Source organism: Limimaricola litoreus, assembly GCF_024159025.1.
GTDB classification, from domain to species: domain Bacteria; phylum Pseudomonadota; class Alphaproteobacteria; order Rhodobacterales; family Rhodobacteraceae; genus Limimaricola; species Limimaricola litoreus.
In genome coordinates this window covers 1-17146 of sequence record NZ_JAMYXC010000108.1, presented here as the reverse complement: position 1 = coordinate 17146, position 17146 = coordinate 1, and the positions used below count along the sequence as shown (strand labels likewise).

General features: G+C 68.4%; 15 protein-coding genes and 1 tRNA gene. 6 read left to right on the top strand and 10 right to left on the bottom strand.

Annotation, left to right across the window (positions count from 1 at the left end; all coding sequences use genetic code 11):
- Window positions 1-68: 68 nt before the first annotated feature.
- Together NHG85_RS07100 and guaB are read right to left on the bottom strand one after the other, a co-directional pair.
- Entirely contained in the window at window positions 69-1097 is a 1029-nt protein-coding gene (locus NHG85_RS07100) for an IS110 family RNA-guided transposase (protein WP_253331090.1), read from the bottom strand.
- A 328-nt stretch (window positions 1098-1425) separates the two neighbouring features.
- A complete protein-coding gene (gene guaB, locus NHG85_RS07095; RefSeq protein ID WP_253331088.1) occupies window positions 1426-2874 on the bottom strand; it encodes an IMP dehydrogenase in 1449 nt (482 codons plus the stop codon).
- A 178-nt stretch (window positions 2875-3052) separates the two neighbouring features.
- Between guaB and NHG85_RS07090 the strand changes: the two genes are divergently transcribed.
- The 3 genes from NHG85_RS07090 to NHG85_RS07080 all read left to right on the top strand — a co-directional run bounded on the left by NHG85_RS07090 (window position 3053) and on the right by NHG85_RS07080 (window position 5625).
- The gene (locus NHG85_RS07090) at window positions 3053-5098 is read left to right on the top strand and encodes an ASKHA domain-containing protein (RefSeq protein WP_253331086.1); all 2046 of its coding nucleotides are present in this window, start codon (window positions 3053-3055) and stop codon (window positions 5096-5098) included.
- 69 nt (window positions 5099-5167) lie between these two features.
- Window positions 5168-5241: transfer RNA gene (locus tag NHG85_RS07085), tRNA-Gly, on the top strand.
- A 36-nt stretch (window positions 5242-5277) separates the two neighbouring features.
- A complete protein-coding gene (locus NHG85_RS07080; RefSeq protein ID WP_253331084.1) occupies window positions 5278-5625 on the top strand; it encodes a RidA family protein in 348 nt (115 codons plus the stop codon).
- 179 nt (window positions 5626-5804) lie between these two features.
- On the opposite strand, the gene pgi is transcribed toward NHG85_RS07080, so the two are convergent.
- The 8 genes from pgi to NHG85_RS07040 form a co-directional block, all read right to left on the bottom strand.
- Window positions 5805-7406, bottom strand: coding sequence for a glucose-6-phosphate isomerase (pgi, locus tag NHG85_RS07075; RefSeq protein WP_253331082.1), 1602 nt, complete (start codon window positions 7404-7406; stop codon window positions 5805-5807).
- A 3-nt stretch (window positions 7407-7409) separates the two neighbouring features.
- Window positions 7410-8081: a 6-phosphogluconolactonase gene (gene pgl / locus NHG85_RS07070; RefSeq protein ID WP_253331081.1), complete on the bottom strand. Its 672-nt coding sequence runs from the start codon at window positions 8079-8081 to the stop codon at window positions 7410-7412.
- A gap of 57 nt (window positions 8082-8138) precedes the next feature.
- Window positions 8139-9590, bottom strand: a complete 1452-nt coding sequence (gene zwf, locus NHG85_RS07065; protein ID WP_253331079.1) for a glucose-6-phosphate dehydrogenase — start codon at window positions 9588-9590, stop codon at window positions 8139-8141.
- 138 nt (window positions 9591-9728) lie between these two features.
- Window positions 9729-10313, bottom strand: a complete 585-nt coding sequence (locus NHG85_RS07060; protein WP_253331077.1) for an HNH endonuclease — start codon at window positions 10311-10313, stop codon at window positions 9729-9731.
- Window positions 10314-10493: 180 nt separating this feature from the next.
- On the bottom strand, window positions 10494-11165 hold the full coding sequence (locus tag NHG85_RS07055; protein ID WP_253331076.1) for an alpha/beta hydrolase: 672 nt from the start codon (window positions 11163-11165) through the stop codon (window positions 10494-10496).
- Window positions 11162-11791: a DNA-3-methyladenine glycosylase family protein gene (locus tag NHG85_RS07050; protein ID WP_253331075.1), complete on the bottom strand. Its 630-nt coding sequence runs from the start codon at window positions 11789-11791 to the stop codon at window positions 11162-11164. The genes NHG85_RS07055 and NHG85_RS07050 overlap by 4 nt, the downstream gene beginning before the upstream one ends.
- On the bottom strand, window positions 11788-12519 hold the full coding sequence (locus tag NHG85_RS07045) for a cobalt-precorrin-6A reductase (protein ID WP_253331073.1): 732 nt from the start codon (window positions 12517-12519) through the stop codon (window positions 11788-11790). Before NHG85_RS07045 ends, NHG85_RS07050 begins: the two co-directional genes overlap by 4 nt.
- Complete coding sequence (locus NHG85_RS07040) at window positions 12516-13565, bottom strand: cobalt-precorrin-5B (C(1))-methyltransferase (RefSeq protein ID WP_253331072.1); 1050 nt, start codon at window positions 13563-13565, stop codon at window positions 12516-12518. Before NHG85_RS07040 ends, NHG85_RS07045 begins: the two co-directional genes overlap by 4 nt.
- 82 nt (window positions 13566-13647) lie before the next feature.
- Here NHG85_RS07040 and cobA point away from each other — a divergent pair, with 82 nt between their 5' ends.
- From cobA to NHG85_RS07025, 3 genes are read left to right on the top strand one after another with little or no spacing between them, the layout of a single operon-like run.
- Entirely contained in the window at window positions 13648-14499 is an 852-nt protein-coding gene (gene cobA, locus NHG85_RS07035; RefSeq protein ID WP_253331071.1) for a uroporphyrinogen-III C-methyltransferase, read from the top strand.
- Complete coding sequence (locus tag NHG85_RS07030) at window positions 14499-15770, top strand: cobyrinic acid a,c-diamide synthase CobB (protein ID WP_253331070.1); 1272 nt, start codon at window positions 14499-14501, stop codon at window positions 15768-15770. The genes cobA and NHG85_RS07030 overlap by 1 nt, the downstream gene beginning before the upstream one ends.
- 31 nt (window positions 15771-15801) lie before the next feature.
- Entirely contained in the window at window positions 15802-17034 is a 1233-nt protein-coding gene (locus NHG85_RS07025) for an MFS transporter (RefSeq protein ID WP_253331069.1), read from the top strand.
- The last annotated feature ends 112 nt before the right edge of the window (window positions 17035-17146 follow it).

The window sequence follows — 17146 nt, the reverse complement described above, 5'->3', positions numbered from 1 at the left end:
TGCCCTTACTGTTCAGTGACCTCCTCACACTCCCGACGTGCCGGGACGACGTGGCAAGCGTCGAGCGCTCACGCCATCATCGCCGCCGGGTTCCGGTAATCCTCTTGCTTTGTCATCATGGCCCAGAGGCCACGCGCCATCTTGTTGGCGAGCGCGATCGCGGCGACCATGCGTGGCTTGCGCGTCAGCAGGCGCTTCAACCAGCCACTGTTCGGGGTATCAAATCGTTCGACCGCTTGGAGAACCGCCATTGCGCCGGAGACCAGAAGCGTGCGGATGTCGCGCTGGCCCATCTTCGATATCTTGCCCAGCCTCGCCTTGCCACCGGTCGAATGCTGCTTCGGCACAAGGCCGAGCCAGGCGGCAAAATCGCGCCCCCGCCGAAACGTCGCCAGATCGGGAGCGAAGGTTTCGAGGGCAAGAGCTGTCACCGGGCCGACGCCCGGCATGGTTTGGGCGCGTCGCGCCAAGCCGTCTTCTTTGGCCGCGCCCCTCATCTTTTGGTCGAGATCCGCGACCCGAGCATTCAGGCCCTCGATCTGTTCCAGATACATCCGGCCGAGTTCGCGAATGTCCTGGAGCAGCGCCGTGTCATCATCCTCGATCGCATCGGCAAGGCGCTTGAGATGTGCAGACCCTCTCGCAGCAACCAAGCCATGCTCGGCAAGATGTCCGCGTAGAGCGTTGATCAATTGGGTTCGCTGGCCGACGAACATCTGCCGGGTGCGGAACAGCATCGCTCGTGCCTGCTGCGCTTCCGATTTCAACGCGACAAAGCGCATGGTGGGGCGCGCGGCCGCCTCTACGATCGCTTCGGCATCCGCCGCGTCGTTCTTTTGGCGCTTGACGAACGGCTTCACGTAGATCGGCGGGATCAGGCGGACTTCATGCCCCAGCTTCTCGAACGCGCGACCCCAGCTATGCGCCGTCGCGCAAGCTTCCATGGCGATGACGCACTTTGGCTGCTGTGACACGAAGGCCATCAATTGAGGTCGCGAAAGCTTCTTGCGGAAAACGACCGACCCGTCGTCGTGTGCCCCGTGCAATTGGAAGACACGCTTTGCCAGATCGATACCGATGAGGGCAGCTTCGGACATGGATGCTCTCTCCTTCCGTGATGGCTTCACACACATCACAGTGACACATTGCGATGCCGTCGGGAGGGGGCATCCACGCCATCAACAGAGCCGCTCAGAGCCGACATTGCGCTCCGAGCCCTCGTATCGTTCACCTGCACTTGGAAGTGCAAAGGGCCGGCCGAAGCCTGCATCAGTTTGGCGCGGAAACTATCTCAAACTGCATCAGTTTGCTTCAGTAAATCGTGTCCAGTTCTGGTTAAGTTCTGTCCTGTTCCGCCATCGTTCTCCAGATCGAGACGGAACCCAAACCGGCCCCGTCCCTACTATTGGCCAGTAAAATAAGGTCTTATCCGATCCGGTAGTTAGGGCTTTCGCGGGTGATCTGCACATCGTGCACGTGGCTCTCCTTGAGCCCCGCGCCGGTGATCTTCACGAAGTTGCAGTTGCCGCGCATCGCCGCCACCGTTGCGTGACCGGTGTAGCCCATGGCGGCGCGCAGGCCGCCCACAAGCTGGTGCACCACCGCGTTGGCCGTGCCCTTGTAGGGCACCTGCCCCTCGATGCCCTCGGGCACGAGCTTGTCCGAGGCCGCGTCCTTCTGGAAATAGCGATCCGCCGAGCCGCGCGCCATGGCGCCGAGAGAGCCCATGCCGCGGTAGGATTTGAAGGTCCGGCCCTGATAGAGGATCACCTCGCCCGGGCTCTCGTCGGTGCCCGCGATCATCGAGCCGACCATGGCGCAGGAGGCCCCCGCCGCGATCGCCTTGGCGAAATCGCCCGAGAACTTGATGCCGCCATCGGCGATCACCGGCACGTCGCCCGCCGCCTGTGCGCAATCCATGATCGCGGTGAGCTGCGGCACGCCGACGCCCGCCACCATCCGCGTGGTGCAGATCGAGCCCGGCCCGATGCCGACCTTGACCGCATCCGCGCCCGCGTCGATCAGCGCGCGGGTCGCCTCGGCGGTGGCGACGTTGCCGGCCATGATCTGCACCTCGCCCGCCTCGCGCTTGAGACGGCGCACCGCCTCGGCCACGCCTTCGGAATGGCCATGCGCCGTGTCGATCACGACGATGTCGACGCCCGCCTCGACCAGCGCCATGGAGCGCTCATAGCCCGCGTCGCCCACGGTGGAGGCGGCAGCGGCGCGCAGGCGGCCCAGCCGGTCCTTGCAGGCCGAGGGGTTGAGCACGGCCTGCTCGCTGTCCTTGAGCGTCAAAAGGCCGGTCAGACGGCCTTCCTCGTCGGTGACCAGAAGCTTCTCGATCCGGCGCGCCTTCATCAGGCTGCGCGCCTCGTCGAGATCGGCGGGCTCGCGCAGCAGCGCGAGATCCTCGGAGGTCATCATCGCATGAACCGGGGTGCGGTCGTCTGCGGCAAACCGCATGTCGCGGTTGGTGACGATGCCAACCACGCGGCCATCGGCGCCCACCACCGGGAAGCCGGTGACCGAATACTGTTCCATCAGCTTGCGCGCATCGGCGAGCGTCTGGTCGGGCGTGAGCGTGATCGGGTTGTAGACGGTGCCCGAAACGAAGCGCTTCACCTGACGGATCTGCTCGGCCTGCTCGGCCACGCTCAGATTGCGGTGGACCACGCCGATGCCGCCGGCCTGCGCCATGCAGATCGCCATGCGCGCCTCGGTCACCGTGTCCATCGCGCTCGACAGGAGCGGGATGTTCATGGCAATGTCGCGCGTCACTTTCGTGCGGGTGTCGGCCGTGGACGGCAGGACGCTCGATGCTGCGGGAACCAGAAGAACGTCATCGAAGGTCAGAGCCTCGCGAATCTCCATCGGGACCACTCCTTTGGGATGCTTCGTTTGGCACGTCCCTATCGCACCGTTCTTCCCGAGGGGAAAGGGCGAAAGCGGCGTGTCGCATCCATACGCCGCCCCGCCGCCTCCATGCCCTTTCCCTCGCGGCGCAATCGCCTATGGTCCGCCCAAGACCCCGCCGCGCGAAAGGCCCGCCATGACCCAGGATCCGCTCGTCATCTTCACCCCCTCGGGCAAGCGCGGCCGGGTGCCCGCCGGCACCACCGTGCTGACCGCCGCGCGCCGCCTCGGCGTCGATCTCGACAGCGTCTGCGGCGGGCGCGGCATCTGTTCGAAATGCCAAATCAGCCCCGGTAAGGGGCAGTTCTCCAAGCATGGCGTCACCGTGGCCGAGGATGCGCTGAGCGAGGTCAACGCCGTCGAGGAGCGCTACGACCGCATCCGCGGGCTCAAGCCCGGCCGCCGCCTCGGGTGCCAGGCGCAGATCAACTCGGACGTCGTGCTCGACGTGCCGCCCGAAAGCCAGGTGCACCGGCAGGTGGTGCGCAAGGCCGCCGATGCGCGGCCCATCGCCATGGACCCGGCGACGCGCAAATATTTCGTCACCGTCACCGAGCCCGACATGCACGAGCCGCGCGGCGACCTCGAACGCCTCACGGAAGCGCTGCGTCACCAGTGGCGGATCGAGACCATCGACGTCGCGCCGCCGGTGCTGGCCAAGCTGCAGCAGGCGCTGCGCAAGGGCAGCTGGGAGGTGACGGTGGCGCTGCATCGCGGAACCGAAGATGGTGCGCAGAGCATCGTCGATCTCTGGCCCGGTTTTCGGGCCGAGCCGCTCTGGGGGCTGGCGATCGACCTCGGTTCGACCACCATCGCCGCGCATCTGACCTCGCTCGAAGACGGCCATGTCGCGGCCTCGGCGGGCGTCATGAACCCGCAGATCCGCTTTGGCGAAGACCTGATGAGCCGGGTCAGCTACGCGATGATGAACGAGGGCGGCGCGGCGGAGATGACCGCCGCCGTGCGCGCGGCGATCGACGGGCTCGCCCGCGAACTGGCCGCCGAAGCCGAGATCGACGCGCGAGACATCGTCGAGGCGGTCTTCGTCTGCAACCCGGTGATGCACCACCTGCTGCTCGGCATCGACCCGGTGGAGCTGGGCCAGTCGCCTTTCGCGCTGGCCACCTCGGATGCCATGACCCTGCCCGCCCGCGATCTCGATCTCGGCGCGGTCAATTCGGGCGCGCAGGTCTACGTGCTGCCCTGCATCGCGGGGCATGTGGGCGCGGATGCCGCCGCCGTGGCGCTCTCCGAGCGGCCCGACCAGTCCGACGATCTGGTGCTCGTTGTCGACGTCGGCACCAATGCCGAGATCCTGCTCGGGGACCGGGCGCGGGTGCTGGCCTGCTCTTCGCCCACCGGCCCGGCCTTCGAGGGCGCGCAGATCTCCTCCGGCCAGCGCGCCGCCCCCGGCGCGATCGAGGCGATCCGCATCGACCCCGAGACCAAGGCGCCGCGCTTTCGCGTCATCGGCTGCGAAAAATGGTCCGACGAAACGGGATTCTGGGAGGAGGTCGGCGCGGGGGGCGTCACCGGGATCTGCGGCTCGGGCATCATCGAGGCGGTGGCCGAGATGCGCATCGCCGGGCTTCTGGACGCGCGCGGGCTGATCGGCTCGGCCGAGCAGACCGGCACGGAACGGATGATCGCCGAAGGCCGCACCCATGCCTTCCTGATCCACGACGGCTCGGAGGCCGGCGGGCCGCGCATCACCGTCACCCAAGGCGACATCCGCGCGATCCAGCTTGCCAAGTCCGCGCTTTACGCCGGTGCCCGGCTCCTGATGGACGAGCGCGAGGTCGAGGCGGTCGACCGGGTGGTGCTGGCGGGGGCCTTCGGCGCACATATCAGCCCCAGGCACGCGCTGGTGCTCGGCATGATCCCCGACGTGCCGGTCGAAAAGGTCACCAGCGCGGGCAACGCGGCCGGGACCGGTGCGCGGATCGCGCTATGCTCGATCGCCGCGCGGCGCGAGGTCGAGACGCTGGTGCGCGAGATCACCAAGGTCGAGACCGCGATCGAGCCGCGCTTTCAGGAGCATTTCGTCGCCGCCAACGCCATCCCCCACGCCACGGCCGGCTTCGAAGGCTTGCGCGCCACGCAGCCCCTGCCGGAGCCGAGCTTCAACGCGGGCAGTGGCGGCGAGGGCGGCGGGCGGCGGCGCAGGCGCGCCAGATCCTGACTCCGGGCCCCGAGGCGCGAAACCCGCTTGACGAGAGCGGGCGGGATAGCTACCTCGGGGCCAGAGCGCGCGGGTATGGTGAAAAGGTATCACGAAAGCTTCCCAAGCTTCAGTTACGGGTTCGATTCCCGTTACCCGCTCCAACCTCTCCCGCCGGTCATCACCACAGGGAGCCCTCCATGACAGACATCATTCGCCACGAGACCGACGCCCGCATGAGCCAGGTCGTCGTTCACAACGGCATCGCCTATCTTGCAGGCCAGATCGAGGGCCCGGCACATGACGCGGGCGCGCAGACCCGCGAGACCCTGGCCGAGATCGACCGCCTGCTGGCGCTGGCGGGGACCGACAAGACCCGGCTGCTGACGGCGCAGATCTGGCTCGCCGACATGGCTGATTTCGAGGCGATGAACGCAGCCTGGGACGCATGGGTGCCCGAGGGCCACGCCCCCGCCCGCTACACCGGTGAATCGAAGCTCGCCGCGCCGGAATACCGCGTCGAGATCATCGTCACCGCGGCGGTCTGAGCGGCGTCTTCCCAGCGCGCCACCCCCTTCATCTTTCCGCAAATACGCATGTCGCCGGGGCCCGCCGCCGGGCGCGCGGGCCGCAGATGGGAGAATTTGCGTATTTGGAGAAAGATGAAAAGGGGCGGCGCGCATGACGACCGCCCCCCTTTCTCACCGAAGACGGGCGGGTCGCCCCGTCAGCTGCCGTTGGCGCGCAGGAAGCCCACGAGTTGCGCGGTGGAGCCGTCCTTGCCATCGGTGCTCTCCTTCCCGTCGACGATCGGCTGCAGCGCCGTGGCCAGCTCCTTGCCCAGCTCCACGCCCCACTGGTCGTAGGAGTTGATGCCCAGAACCGCGCCCTCGACGAAGACCCGGTGCTCGTAGAGCGCGATGATCTTGCCCAGCGTCTCGGGGTCGAGCTTCGGGTAGGCCAGCGTGGTCGAGGGGCGGTTGCCCGGAAACACCCGGTGCTTGGCCTGGCGCTCCAGCTCGTCGCCCTCGAACTTGCCCGCGACCTTGGCACGCGCCTCGTCGAGATCGCGGCCCTTCATCAGCGCCTCGGACTGCGCGAGGCAGTTGGCGATGAGCAGCCGGTGCTGGTGCTCCAGCCCCTCCTCGTGGCCTTCGGCCGCGACGAGGAACTCGCATGGCACGACCCGCGTGCCCTGGTGGATCAGCTGGTAGAAGGCGTGCTGGCCGTTGGTGCCCGGCTCGCCCCAGACCACGGGGCCGCTGTGGACGCCGAGATCCTCGCCATCCATCGACACGCCCTTGCCGTTGCTCTCCATCTCCAGCTGCTGGAGATAGGCGGGCAGCCTTGCAAGCCGATTGTCATAGGGCAGCACGGCGCGGGTGGCGTGGCCGAGCACCTGGTTATGCCACATGCCCACCAGCGCCAGCATGACGGGCATGTTCTGCTGCCAGGGTGCCGCGCGGAAATGCCGGTCCATCGCCTCGCCGCCGCGCAGGAAGGCGCGGAACGCCTCCGGCCCGATGGCGATCATCAGCGACAGGCCGATCGGCCCCCACATCGAGTAGCGCCCGCCGACCCAATCCTCGAATCCGAAGACCCGCTCGGGCGCGATGCCGAAATCGGCGGTCTTGTCTGCGGCGGTCGAGAGGGCCGCGAACTGCGCGCCGGTGTCCGAGACCGCCTGCCCCATCCAGTCCTTGGCGGTGCGGGCGTTGGTCATCGTCTCGATGGTGGTGAAGGTCTTGGAGGCGACGATCACCAGCGTCGTCTCCGGGTCGCAGGCGGCCAGCACATCGGCGATGTCAGCCGGATCGACGTTGGAGACGAAATGGCAGCGCGGCCCGTCGTGATAGGGGGCGAGCGCCGTCGCGGCCATGGCGGGGCCCAGGTCGGAGCCGCCGATGCCGATGTTGATCACGTCGGTGATCGCGCCGCCCTGCCCGGTGATCGCGCCCGAGCGCACGGCGCGGGCGAAGTCTTCCATGCGTTTCAGCGTGTCGAGCACCTCGGGCATCACGTCCTGCCCCTCGACCGTCACCGCCGCGCCATCGAGATTGCGCAGCGCGGTGTGCAGCACGGCGCGGCCCTCGGTCTCGTTGATCGGCGCGCCGGTGAACATCGCCTCCCGGCGGCCTGCGACATCGGCCTTGTCGAGCAGCGCGATCAGCGCGTCGCGCGTCGGCGCGTCGATGTTGGTCTTGGCGTAGTCGAACAGCATGCCCAGCGCGCTGACCGAGAAATCGCGCGCGCGTCCCACATCTTCGAACAGCGTCTCGATCCGGCGCTCGGCCACGGCGTCGGCCCGGGTCTTCAGATCATCCCACATGTCTCAGCTCTCCGCCCAATGCACCGTCGCTCCCTTGAGAACCGCCGCCACCGGCGCCTCCTCGGGGCTCAGGCTTTGGGCCTTTTCCAATGCGGCGCGCTTTTCGGCGCCGATGATGACGATATGACGGCGCATCGAATCCTGCAGCACCTTGGCCGACAGGGTGATGCGCGGCTCGGGCGCGCCCGGCGCGCGCATGGCCACCAGCGTCTCCTCGCCGTTGAGCGCCGCGTCGAGGCGGTCTGCGCCCGGAAAGATCGAGGCGGTGTGCATGTCCGCGCCCATGCCCAGGAGCACCACCGAGAGCGGCAGATGCGGCGCGAGCTGCTGCTGCAGTTCGTCGAGCTTCTCCTCGGGGCGCTCGGCCTCGGCGTAGAGCGGCAGGTAGTGCGCAGCTGCCGCCTCGCCGGTGAACAGCCGCCGCTTGAGCAGGCCGGTGTTGGACCGCTCGGAGCTCTCGGGCACCCAGCGCTCGTCGGTGAGCATCACATGCACCTTGTCCCAGTCGAGCGAGATGGCCGAGAGCGTGTCGAAGACCGGCCCCGGCGTGGTGCCGCCGGGCACCGCGAGGCTGGCGCGGCCATCCGCGGCGATCGCCGCGCGCAGCTCGCTCGCCAGCCGATCGGCGAGATCGATCATCATCATCTCGGAGTCGGCGTATTCGACGAATTCCATGCCGTCGGTTCCTTTCGGTTTCGTGTTCCGGTCGCGCCGCGGGGGACGGGCGCGATCTCAGCCCTTGATCTCGCGCCAGCGCCGTCCGTCGCGGTGCATCAGCATCATCGCATCCTCCGGCCCCGCGGTTCCGGCCTCGTAGAGCTTGGGCACGTCGTTGCGCGCCTCCCAGCCTTCGATGATCGGATCGGTCCAGGCCCAGGCCGCCTCGACCTCGTCGCCGCGCATGAACAGCGTCTGGTCGCCGCGGATCACGTCCATGATCAGCCGCTCATAGGCGTCGGGCGCCTCCTGATCGGGGCCGAGCGCATCGGCGAAGGTCATGTCGAGCGGCACGTCGACGAGCCGCATGCCCCCCGGCCCCGGCTCCTTTATCGTCACCTGCAGGTCCATCCCCTCGTTCGGCTGCAGCTGGATCGACAGGATGTTGCGGTGCCGGGCGGTGTCGCCCTCGAAGATCGAGTGGCCGAGGTCCTTGAACACCACCGCGATTTCCGAGGAGCGCGCCTTCATGCGCTTGCCGGTGCGGATGTAGAACGGCACCTTGGCCCAGCGCCAATTGGCGATATGGCATTTGAGCGCGAGAAAGCTCTCGGTGAAGCTGCGCGGATTCTCCGCATCCTCGCGGTAGCTCGGCCCGTCCTGCGAGGCATCGTATTGCCCGCGCACGACCTGGTGGGGCTCTACCGGCTGCAACGCGCGGATCACCTTGAGCTTCTCGTCGCGCACCGTGTCGGCGTCATAGGTCGAGGGCGGCTCCATCGCGATGAGGCACAAAAGCTGCATCAGGTGGTTCTGCACCATGTCGCGCATCGCGCCCGACTTGTCATAGTAGCTGCCGCGCCCGGCGACGCCGACGGTCTCGGCCACGGTGATCTGGATGTGGTCGATGTAATGCGAATTCCACAGCGGCTCGAACAGCACGTTGCCGAAGCGTGTGGCCATCAGGTTCTGGACCGTTTCCTTGCCGAGATAATGGTCGATCCGGTAGATCTGGCTCTCGTCGAAATGCTCGGCCAGCGTCGCGTTGAGCGCCTTGGCGGAGGCGAGATCGCGGCCGAAGGGCTTTTCAACGACGATCCGGCTTTCGCCGTCGGCAATGCGATGCTCGTGCAGCCGCTCGGCCAGCGCGCCGAAGAGCGAGGGCGCGACCGAGAAATAGAAGGCGCGCACGACGCCGTCGCGCATCAGGTCGCGCAGCTGCTTCCAGCCGCCCTCGCCCATGGCGTCGATGGCGACGTAGTGCAGACGTTCGAGGAAGGCGTCGATGCCGCCGGCATCCTCCTTTTCCTCGGAGCCGAACTCGGCGATCGCCTCGCGGATCATCTGCCGGTAGCCCGCATCGTCCATCTCCGAGCGCGCGGCCCCGATGATGCGGGCCTCGGCGGGCATCTGGCCCGAACGGAAGCGGCGGAACAGGCCCGGCAGGATCTTGCGACGCGCAAGATCGCCGGTACCGCCGAAGATGACGAGGTCGAAGGTGTCGACCGGAATGACGCGCGATACCATGGCTGTCTCCGTCTGGGCGGCCCCGCGGGGCCGCCAGTTAGCGCTAACGCCGCTCTCATAACGACGTGTTTCGCCGCAGTCTAGGCATCGCCAGCCGAGCCGCAACCCGATCCCGGAGGCCGCGCAACCAATGCGCGATCAGGCTTCGAGTTCAGCGTCCCAATACAGGAAATCGACCCAGCTGTCATGCAGGTGGTTGGGCGGGAAGCCGCGGCCTCGGTCGCGCAACTCCTCGGCGCCGGGGCGGCGCGGCGCGCGGCGCAGGCTCAGGCCCGAACGGCGCAGGCTCTTGGAGCCCTTGCGCAGGTTGCACGGCGCGCAGGCCGCGACGACGTTCTCCCAGCTGGTGACGCCACCACGCGCGCGCGGGATCACGTGATCGAAGGTGAGATCGCCCTTCGAGCCGCAGTACTGACAGCGGAAACCATCCCTCAGAAAAAGATTGAAGCGCGTGAAAGCCACGCGCTTCTGGGGTCTTACATAATCTCTGAGAACCACCACGGAGGGTATTCGGATCACCGTGGAGGGCGAATGCACCTCCGCCTCGTATTCGGCGACGATATCGACCCGGTCGAGAAACACCGCCTTCACCGCCTCCTGCCAGGGCCAGAGCGACAGCGGGTAATAGGACAAGGGACGATAATCGGCGTTGAGCACCAGCGCGGGATGCTGCCTGAGCCCCACCGGATCGCGTACGAATTCGGTTCTGAAGTCGCCTTGCATCGTGAGTCCGTCCTCGCTCTCGCAGCCCTATTCGGACGACCAGAGCGGGAGCCCCGCTCCTGCCGTACATCGACTATATCTGGCGGCGAGAGGCTGGCAAGTGCCAAGGTCGTGTCCCCGCCACTGCGAAGATGACAGTGGCGGATGACACGCGGATGACGGTTGCGGCGGGCGGTTCGCTCAGCGGGTGATGCCGAGACGCTCGCGCATGAAGGCCAGCGCCACTTCGAGCCCGTCGGGCGCGATGCCATGCGCGGTGCCTTTCATCACATGGGCATAAAGATCGGTCCAGCCCGCCTCCTGCAGCGCCTGCGCCGCCTCGGGGAGCGATTGCGGCGGCACCACCTCGTCCATGTCGCCATGCACCAAGAGGATCGGCAGCCGGTTCTGCACCTCGTCGGCCAGAAGCTCGGGCTCGAGAAGCCGGCCGGAAAAGGCCACGAGCCCCGCGATCGCATCCTCGCGGCGCGGCAACACGTGCAGCGCCATCATCGTGCCTTGCGAAAAGCCCACGACCATAACCTGCTCAGGCAGCAAATCCTCGTCCACCATGACACCGTCGAGAAAGGCGTTGAGATCGTCGGCGGCGCGCCCGAGACCCTGCCGGCTCTCTTCTTCGCTCGACCCGTCGATCCAGGGGATCGGAAACCACTGGAAGCCCATCGGCGCGCCGATGCAGGCCTCGGGCGCGTCGGGGGCGAGAAACAGCGTGTCGGGCATGTGCTCGGCCAGCGGCTCGGCAAGGCCCAGCAGATCTGCGCCATTGGCGCCGTAGCCATGCAGGAAGATCACTGCCGAGCGCAATTCGCCGCTCTGCGGCTCCACCCGGCCCGATTGCAATGCGCGCGTCATAGGATTCCTTCCCTACCCTTCACGTGGTGGTAGTATTCCCACAGCCCCCGCGCCGCAACCGCGCGCCAGGGCGACCATTGCAGCGCGATCTCGCGCATCGCGCGCTCCTTGGGCCGCTCCTCCAGCCCCAGCAGATGCCGCGCCCCTTCCTGCAGGGCCAGATCGCCGGGCGCGAAGACATCCGCCCGGCCCAGCGCGAACATCGCGTAGATCTCGGCCGTCCAGACGCCGATGCCGGTCACGGCGGTCAGGGTGGAGACGACCTCATCCGTGGGGGCGTCGCGCAAGCTGTCGAAATCGATGCCCGAGACGGCGAGCGCGCGCAGGTAGCGCATCTTCTGTCGGCTCAGCCCGCAGGCACGCAAGGCTTCGTCATCCGCGCTCGCGATGGTCTCGGCCCGCATCAGGTCGGCTGTCTCAAGCCGCCCGCGGATCGCACGCGCCGAGGCGGTGGAAACCTGCTGGCTGACGATGGCCGAGCAGAGCTGGCCAAAGCCATCGGACGTGCGGCGCAGCGGCAGCGGCCCGGTGATCTCCAGAAGCCGCCCGAAATGATCGGTGTTCGCCGCCAGCCACGCCGCCCCCTCGGCCACGTGATCCTCATGGGTGATGATGCGTTCGCTCATGAGTTCTCCGCCCAGTTCAATGCAGCCTCCACCGTTTCGACCACTTGCGCGCCTTCGGGCAGCGGAGGGCGGTCGAGCAGGACAACCTTCAGCCCCAGCGCGCGCGCCGCGGCGAGCTTGGCGCGCCCGTCCTCGCCGCCCGAATCCTTGGTCGCCAACACATCGACGCCCAGAAGCGAGAACAGCGCCGTTTCGTCATCCACCGAGAAGGGCGGGCGCGAGACGACCCAGTCGCCATTCTCATAGGGAAACGGCCCCGGCGCCGGATCGATCCGGCGGCACAGCACGCGGCGGCCTTCGAGCCCGGTGAAGGCCTCGATCCGCTGCGGCCCGGTGGCCAGGAACACGGTCGCGCCGCGCGGCACATGGGCGGCGAGATCGGCCTCGCGCGCGATGCGGGTCCAGTCGTCGCCGGGGCGGGGTTGCCAGCCCGGGCGGCGCAGGACGACGTACGGCAGCCCGTCCTCGGCGCAGATCCGCGCGGTGCGCTGCGTGATGGCCTCGGCGAAGGGATGCGTGGCGTCGATCACCGCTTTGATGCCTTGTTCCGCCAGCGTCTCGCGAAAGCCGTCCGCCCCGCCGAAACCGCCCGTGCGCAGCGGCACGCCCGCCTCCAACGGCCGTCGCGTGCGCCCGGCGAGCGAGGCGAGGACCGGAATGGCGCGCGCTGCCAAACCGGCGGCGATCTCGCGCCCCTCGCGCGTGCCGGCGAGCACGAGCACCGTCACGAGGCGCGCCCCAAAATCGCGCCGGCCCGGTCGATCACCACCACGTCGAAGGCGACATGGCTGCCGTCCTGCGCCGTGCCGAAGCGATCGGACAGTCGCGCCAGTGCGGCCTCGGCCACGCGCTGCCCCAGATCGGGGGCCATGCGGGAGGCCTCAAGCGCCGTGTTGGCCTGCGCGATGGCGGGCACGCCCGCGAGATCGGCCAGGGCGGCGAAATCGACCTGGGAACGCGCCGAATGCAGATCCACCGCACCCTGCGCCAGCTTGGTGATCTTGCCGATGCCGCCGCCGATGGTGACGCGCGGCACGGGGTGCTTAATGATGTATTTCAACATGCCGCCTGCGAAATCGCCCATGTCGAGCATGGCGTGATCGGGCAGATCGTGCAGCGCCTGGACCACCTTCTCGGACGTCGCCCCGGTGCAGCCTGCCACATGTCCGAGCCCTGCCGCCCGCGCCACGTCGACACCGCGATGGATCGAGGCGATCCAGGCGGCGCAGGAAAAGGGGCGCACGATGCCGGTGGTGCCGAGGATCGAAAGCCCCCCCGTTATCCCAAGTCTCGGATTCCACGTCTTTTCCGCCAGCGCCGCGCCGCCGGGCACGCGGATCGTGATCTCCACATCCGGCGCACGGGCGAGATCGGCGGCGATCTCGGCCACCACCTCCTCCATCATCGCGCGCGGCACCGGGTTGATCGCAGGCTCGCCCGCCGGGATCGGCAAGCCGGGCTTGGTCACCATGCCCACACCCTCGCCCGCTCGGAAACTCACGCCCCCCGCGCCCGCCCGCACCCGCGCCACGATCAGCGCGCCATGCGTCACATCCGGGTCGTCGCCCGCATCCTTGACGATCCCCGCCTCGGCCCAACCCGGCCCTTCGGCGCGATGCGCCACGGCGAAAACCGGCGTCTCGCCGCGCGGCAGGGTGATCGAGACTTCGCTCGGCCAGTCGCCCCCCCACAGCCGCAAAAGCGCCGCCCGCGTCGCGGCGGCGGCGCAGGCGCCGGTGGTCCATCCACGGCGAAGGGGGGCTGCGTTGCTCATGGCGCGACATTAGGCGCGTGCCGCGCGGGTGGAAAGCGCATCCGGGGTTTCCTCGCGCCCGGCGCGCGGCAATAACGATGCCATGACCGACTCGATCTCTCTCCCCGCCCATCACTGGCCCGCTCTCGAACCCGGCTGGGTCTGGCTTTGCGGCGCGGGGCCCGGCGATCCGGGCCTTCTGACCCTGCACGCGCTCAACGCGCTGCGGCAGGCCGACGTGATCGTCTATGACGCGCTGGTCGACGAGCGCATCCTCGACTGGGCGCCCGAGGCGGAGAAGATCTATGCCGGCAAGCGCGGCGGCAAGCCCTCGGCCAAGCAGCGCGACATCTCGCTCAGGCTCGTGGATCTCGCCCGCGCCGGGCGGCGGGTGCTCCGGCTCAAGGGCGGCGATCCCTTCGTCTTCGGGCGCGGCGGCGAAGAGGCGCAGACGCTGATCCAGCATGGCGTACGGGTGCGCATCATCCCGGGCATCAGCGCCGGGATCGGCGGGCTGGCCTATGCGGGCATTCCCGTGACGCATCGCGACGTGAATCAATCGGTGACCTTCGTCACCGGCCACGACCAATCGGGCGAGACGCCCGCCTCGCTCGACTGGGCCGCGATCTCGCGCGGCAGCCAGGTGATCGTGATCTACATGGGCATGAAGCACGCCCACGCCATCGCCGATGCGCTGCTGGCCGCGGGGCGCGCCGCCGATGAACCGGTCGCGATCGTGGCCAGCGCCACCACGCCCGCGCAGCAGGTGTTGGAGACCCGGCTCGACCGGATGGCCGAGGACATCGCCGAGAGCCGCCTCGAGCCGCCCGCCATCATCTGTATTGGCCGCGCGGCCCTGATGCGGCAGGTGCTCGACTGGCAGAGCCAGCTTGCGGGTGAGGCGCCGCGCGATCTCGATCCCCTGGGGCGCGGACGGCCCGCCGAGCAGGGCTGATGCCCGGCCTGCTGATCGCGGCGCCGAGTTCGGGCTCGGGCAAGACGACGGTGACGCTCGGATTGTTGCGCGCATGGGCGCGGCGCGGCCTTTCCGTCCGGGGCGCGAAATCGGGGCCCGACTACATCGACCCGCGCTTTCACAAGGCCGCCTGTGGCGCGCCCTGTTTCAACCTTGATGCCTGGGCCATGGGCCCCGCCCGGATCGCCGCTCTGGCGGGGGGGAGCGGCACGATTGTGGTCGAGGGCGCGATGGGCCTCTTCGACGGCGCGCCGCCCGAGGGACGCGGTGCCAGCGCCGATCTGGCGCGGACGCTCGGCCTGCCTGTGGTGCTGGTGGTGGATGCCGCGCGCATGGCACAGTCCGTGGCGCCCTTGGTCGCGGGCTTTGCAGGCTTCGATCCCGCCCTGCGCATCGATGGGGTGATCCTGAACCGCGTCGGCTCGCCCCGGCACGAGGCGATGCTGCGCCGCGCGCTGGCGGGCATCGGCATGAAGGTGCTCGGCGCCGTGCCGCGTGACGCGCAGCTGTCGCATCCCTCCCGCCACCTGGGGCTGGTACAGGCGCATGAGCGTCCCGATCTCGACGCCTTCCTCGACCGCGCCGGCGATCTGGTCGAGGCGCATCTCGACCTCGACGCACTGGCCGAGCTGGCCTCCAGCGCCACGGCCATGCCGCCCCAGGAAGGCCCCCGTCTGCCGCCCCCGGCACAGCGCATCGCCTTGGCACAAGATCGCGCCTTCGCCTTCGCCTATCCGCACCTGTTGGCCGACTGGCGCGGCCGGGGCGCCGAGATCCTGCCATTCTCGCCCTTGGAGAATGAGGCGGTCCCAAAAGCGGACCTCGTTCTATTGCCGGGCGGCTACCCTGAGCTTCATGCGGGGCAGCTGGCGGCCGCCGACACCTTCATGCAGAGCCTGCGAAATGCCTCGAAAGTATCTGATGTATATGGAGAATGCGGCGGTTACATGGTCATGGGCGAATGGCTGACCGATGCCGAAGGCACGCCGCATCGCATGGCCGGGCTGCTGCACCTGTCTACCTCCTTCGCGACGCGGAAGCTGCATCTGGGCTATCGGCATGTGAAAGCAACACAGGGGCCATTCGCGGGGGCGTGGACGGCGCATGAGTTTCATTACGCCACCACGGTAGCGGCCCATGGCGATCCACTGTTCGAGGCGCGCGATGCCGAGGGCGCGGAGCTGGCACCGATGGGCCTTCGACAAGGCCGGGCCTGCGGCTCCTTTGCGCATCTGATCGATCGGGCGTGACAGGGATGCCATGGGGCGCTACCGGTAAAGCATGACATCAGCACCTATCTCCGACGATCACCGCGCAAAGCGCAACACCGCCTTCCTTGTCGCGGCACAGGCGATCCTTGGCGCGCAAATGCCGATCCTCTTCGTGATCGGCGGGTTGGTCGGGGCAGAGCTGTCGCCCAATGCCTGCCTCGCCACGCTGCCGATCTCGCTCATCGTCTTCGGCTCCATGACCACGGCGCCGTGGCTGTCGCCGCTGATGCAGCGGCGCGGGCGGCGTCTGGGCTTCGTGATCGGCGGTCTGGCGGGTGCGCTGGGGGCGGCGCTGGCGGCGCTGGGCCTTCTCATGGGGTCCTTCGCACTAGTGCTGATCGGCTCCTTCGTCACCGGCATCTACATGTCGGCGCAGGGGTTCTACCGCTTCGCCGCCGCCGACAGCGCCTCGGAGGCGTTCCGGCCAAAGGCGATCTCATGGGTCATGGCGGGGGGCCTCGGCGCCGCGATCATCGGCCCGCAGCTCAACAAGGCGGTGCTCGACGCCTTTGCCGTGCCGTTCCTCGGCAGCTACCTCGCGGTGATGGCGCTCAATCTCGGCGGTCTATTCCTGTTTCTCGGGCTCGACCTGCCTGCGGGCACGCGCAGCTATCCGCAGGTCGCGCCCCGCGCCGCCCGCTCACGTCGCGCGCTTCTGCGCGAGCCGGGCATTCTCGTCGCGATCCTGTGCGGCATGGTGGCTTACGGGCTGATGAACCTCGTGATGACATCGACCCCGCTCGCGGTGGTCGGCATGGGGCATGGGCGCGATCATGCCAATGACATCGTCTCGGCGCATGTGTTGGCGATGTTCGTGCCCTCCTTCTTCACCGGCCACCTGATCGCGCGCTTCGGCGCGCCGAAGGTGGTCGGCGCGGGGCTGGCGCTTCTGGGTCTGGCGGGCCTGACGGGCCTTGCCGGCACGACGCTGCCGCTGTTCTACGCCACGCTGATCCTCTTGGGCCTCGGCTGGAACTTCGGCTTCATCGGCGCCACGACGATGCTGACCGCCGAGCACCGCCCCGAGGAGCGCGGCGTGGTGCAAGGGCTCAACGACACGATGGTGTTCGGCTTCGTGACGCTGGCCTCGCTGTCGTCGGGCGGGCTGATGAACTGCTCGGGGGGTCTGCCCGCGCAGGGCTGGTTCTCGGTCAATGCCGCGATGTTCCCGGCACTGGCGTTGGCGGGCGGTTCGCTGCTCTGGCTGCGGCTGCGCCGAGCGCGGGTTACCAGCGCCCCGTGAGCGCCTTGAGCGCGAGGCTGCCGCTCGCACCGGCAGGTCCGGCGCCGAGCGCCCCCTCGGCCACGCGGCGCGGATCGGCTATGGCACGCTTGAGCGCACCTTCCGCCTGCCA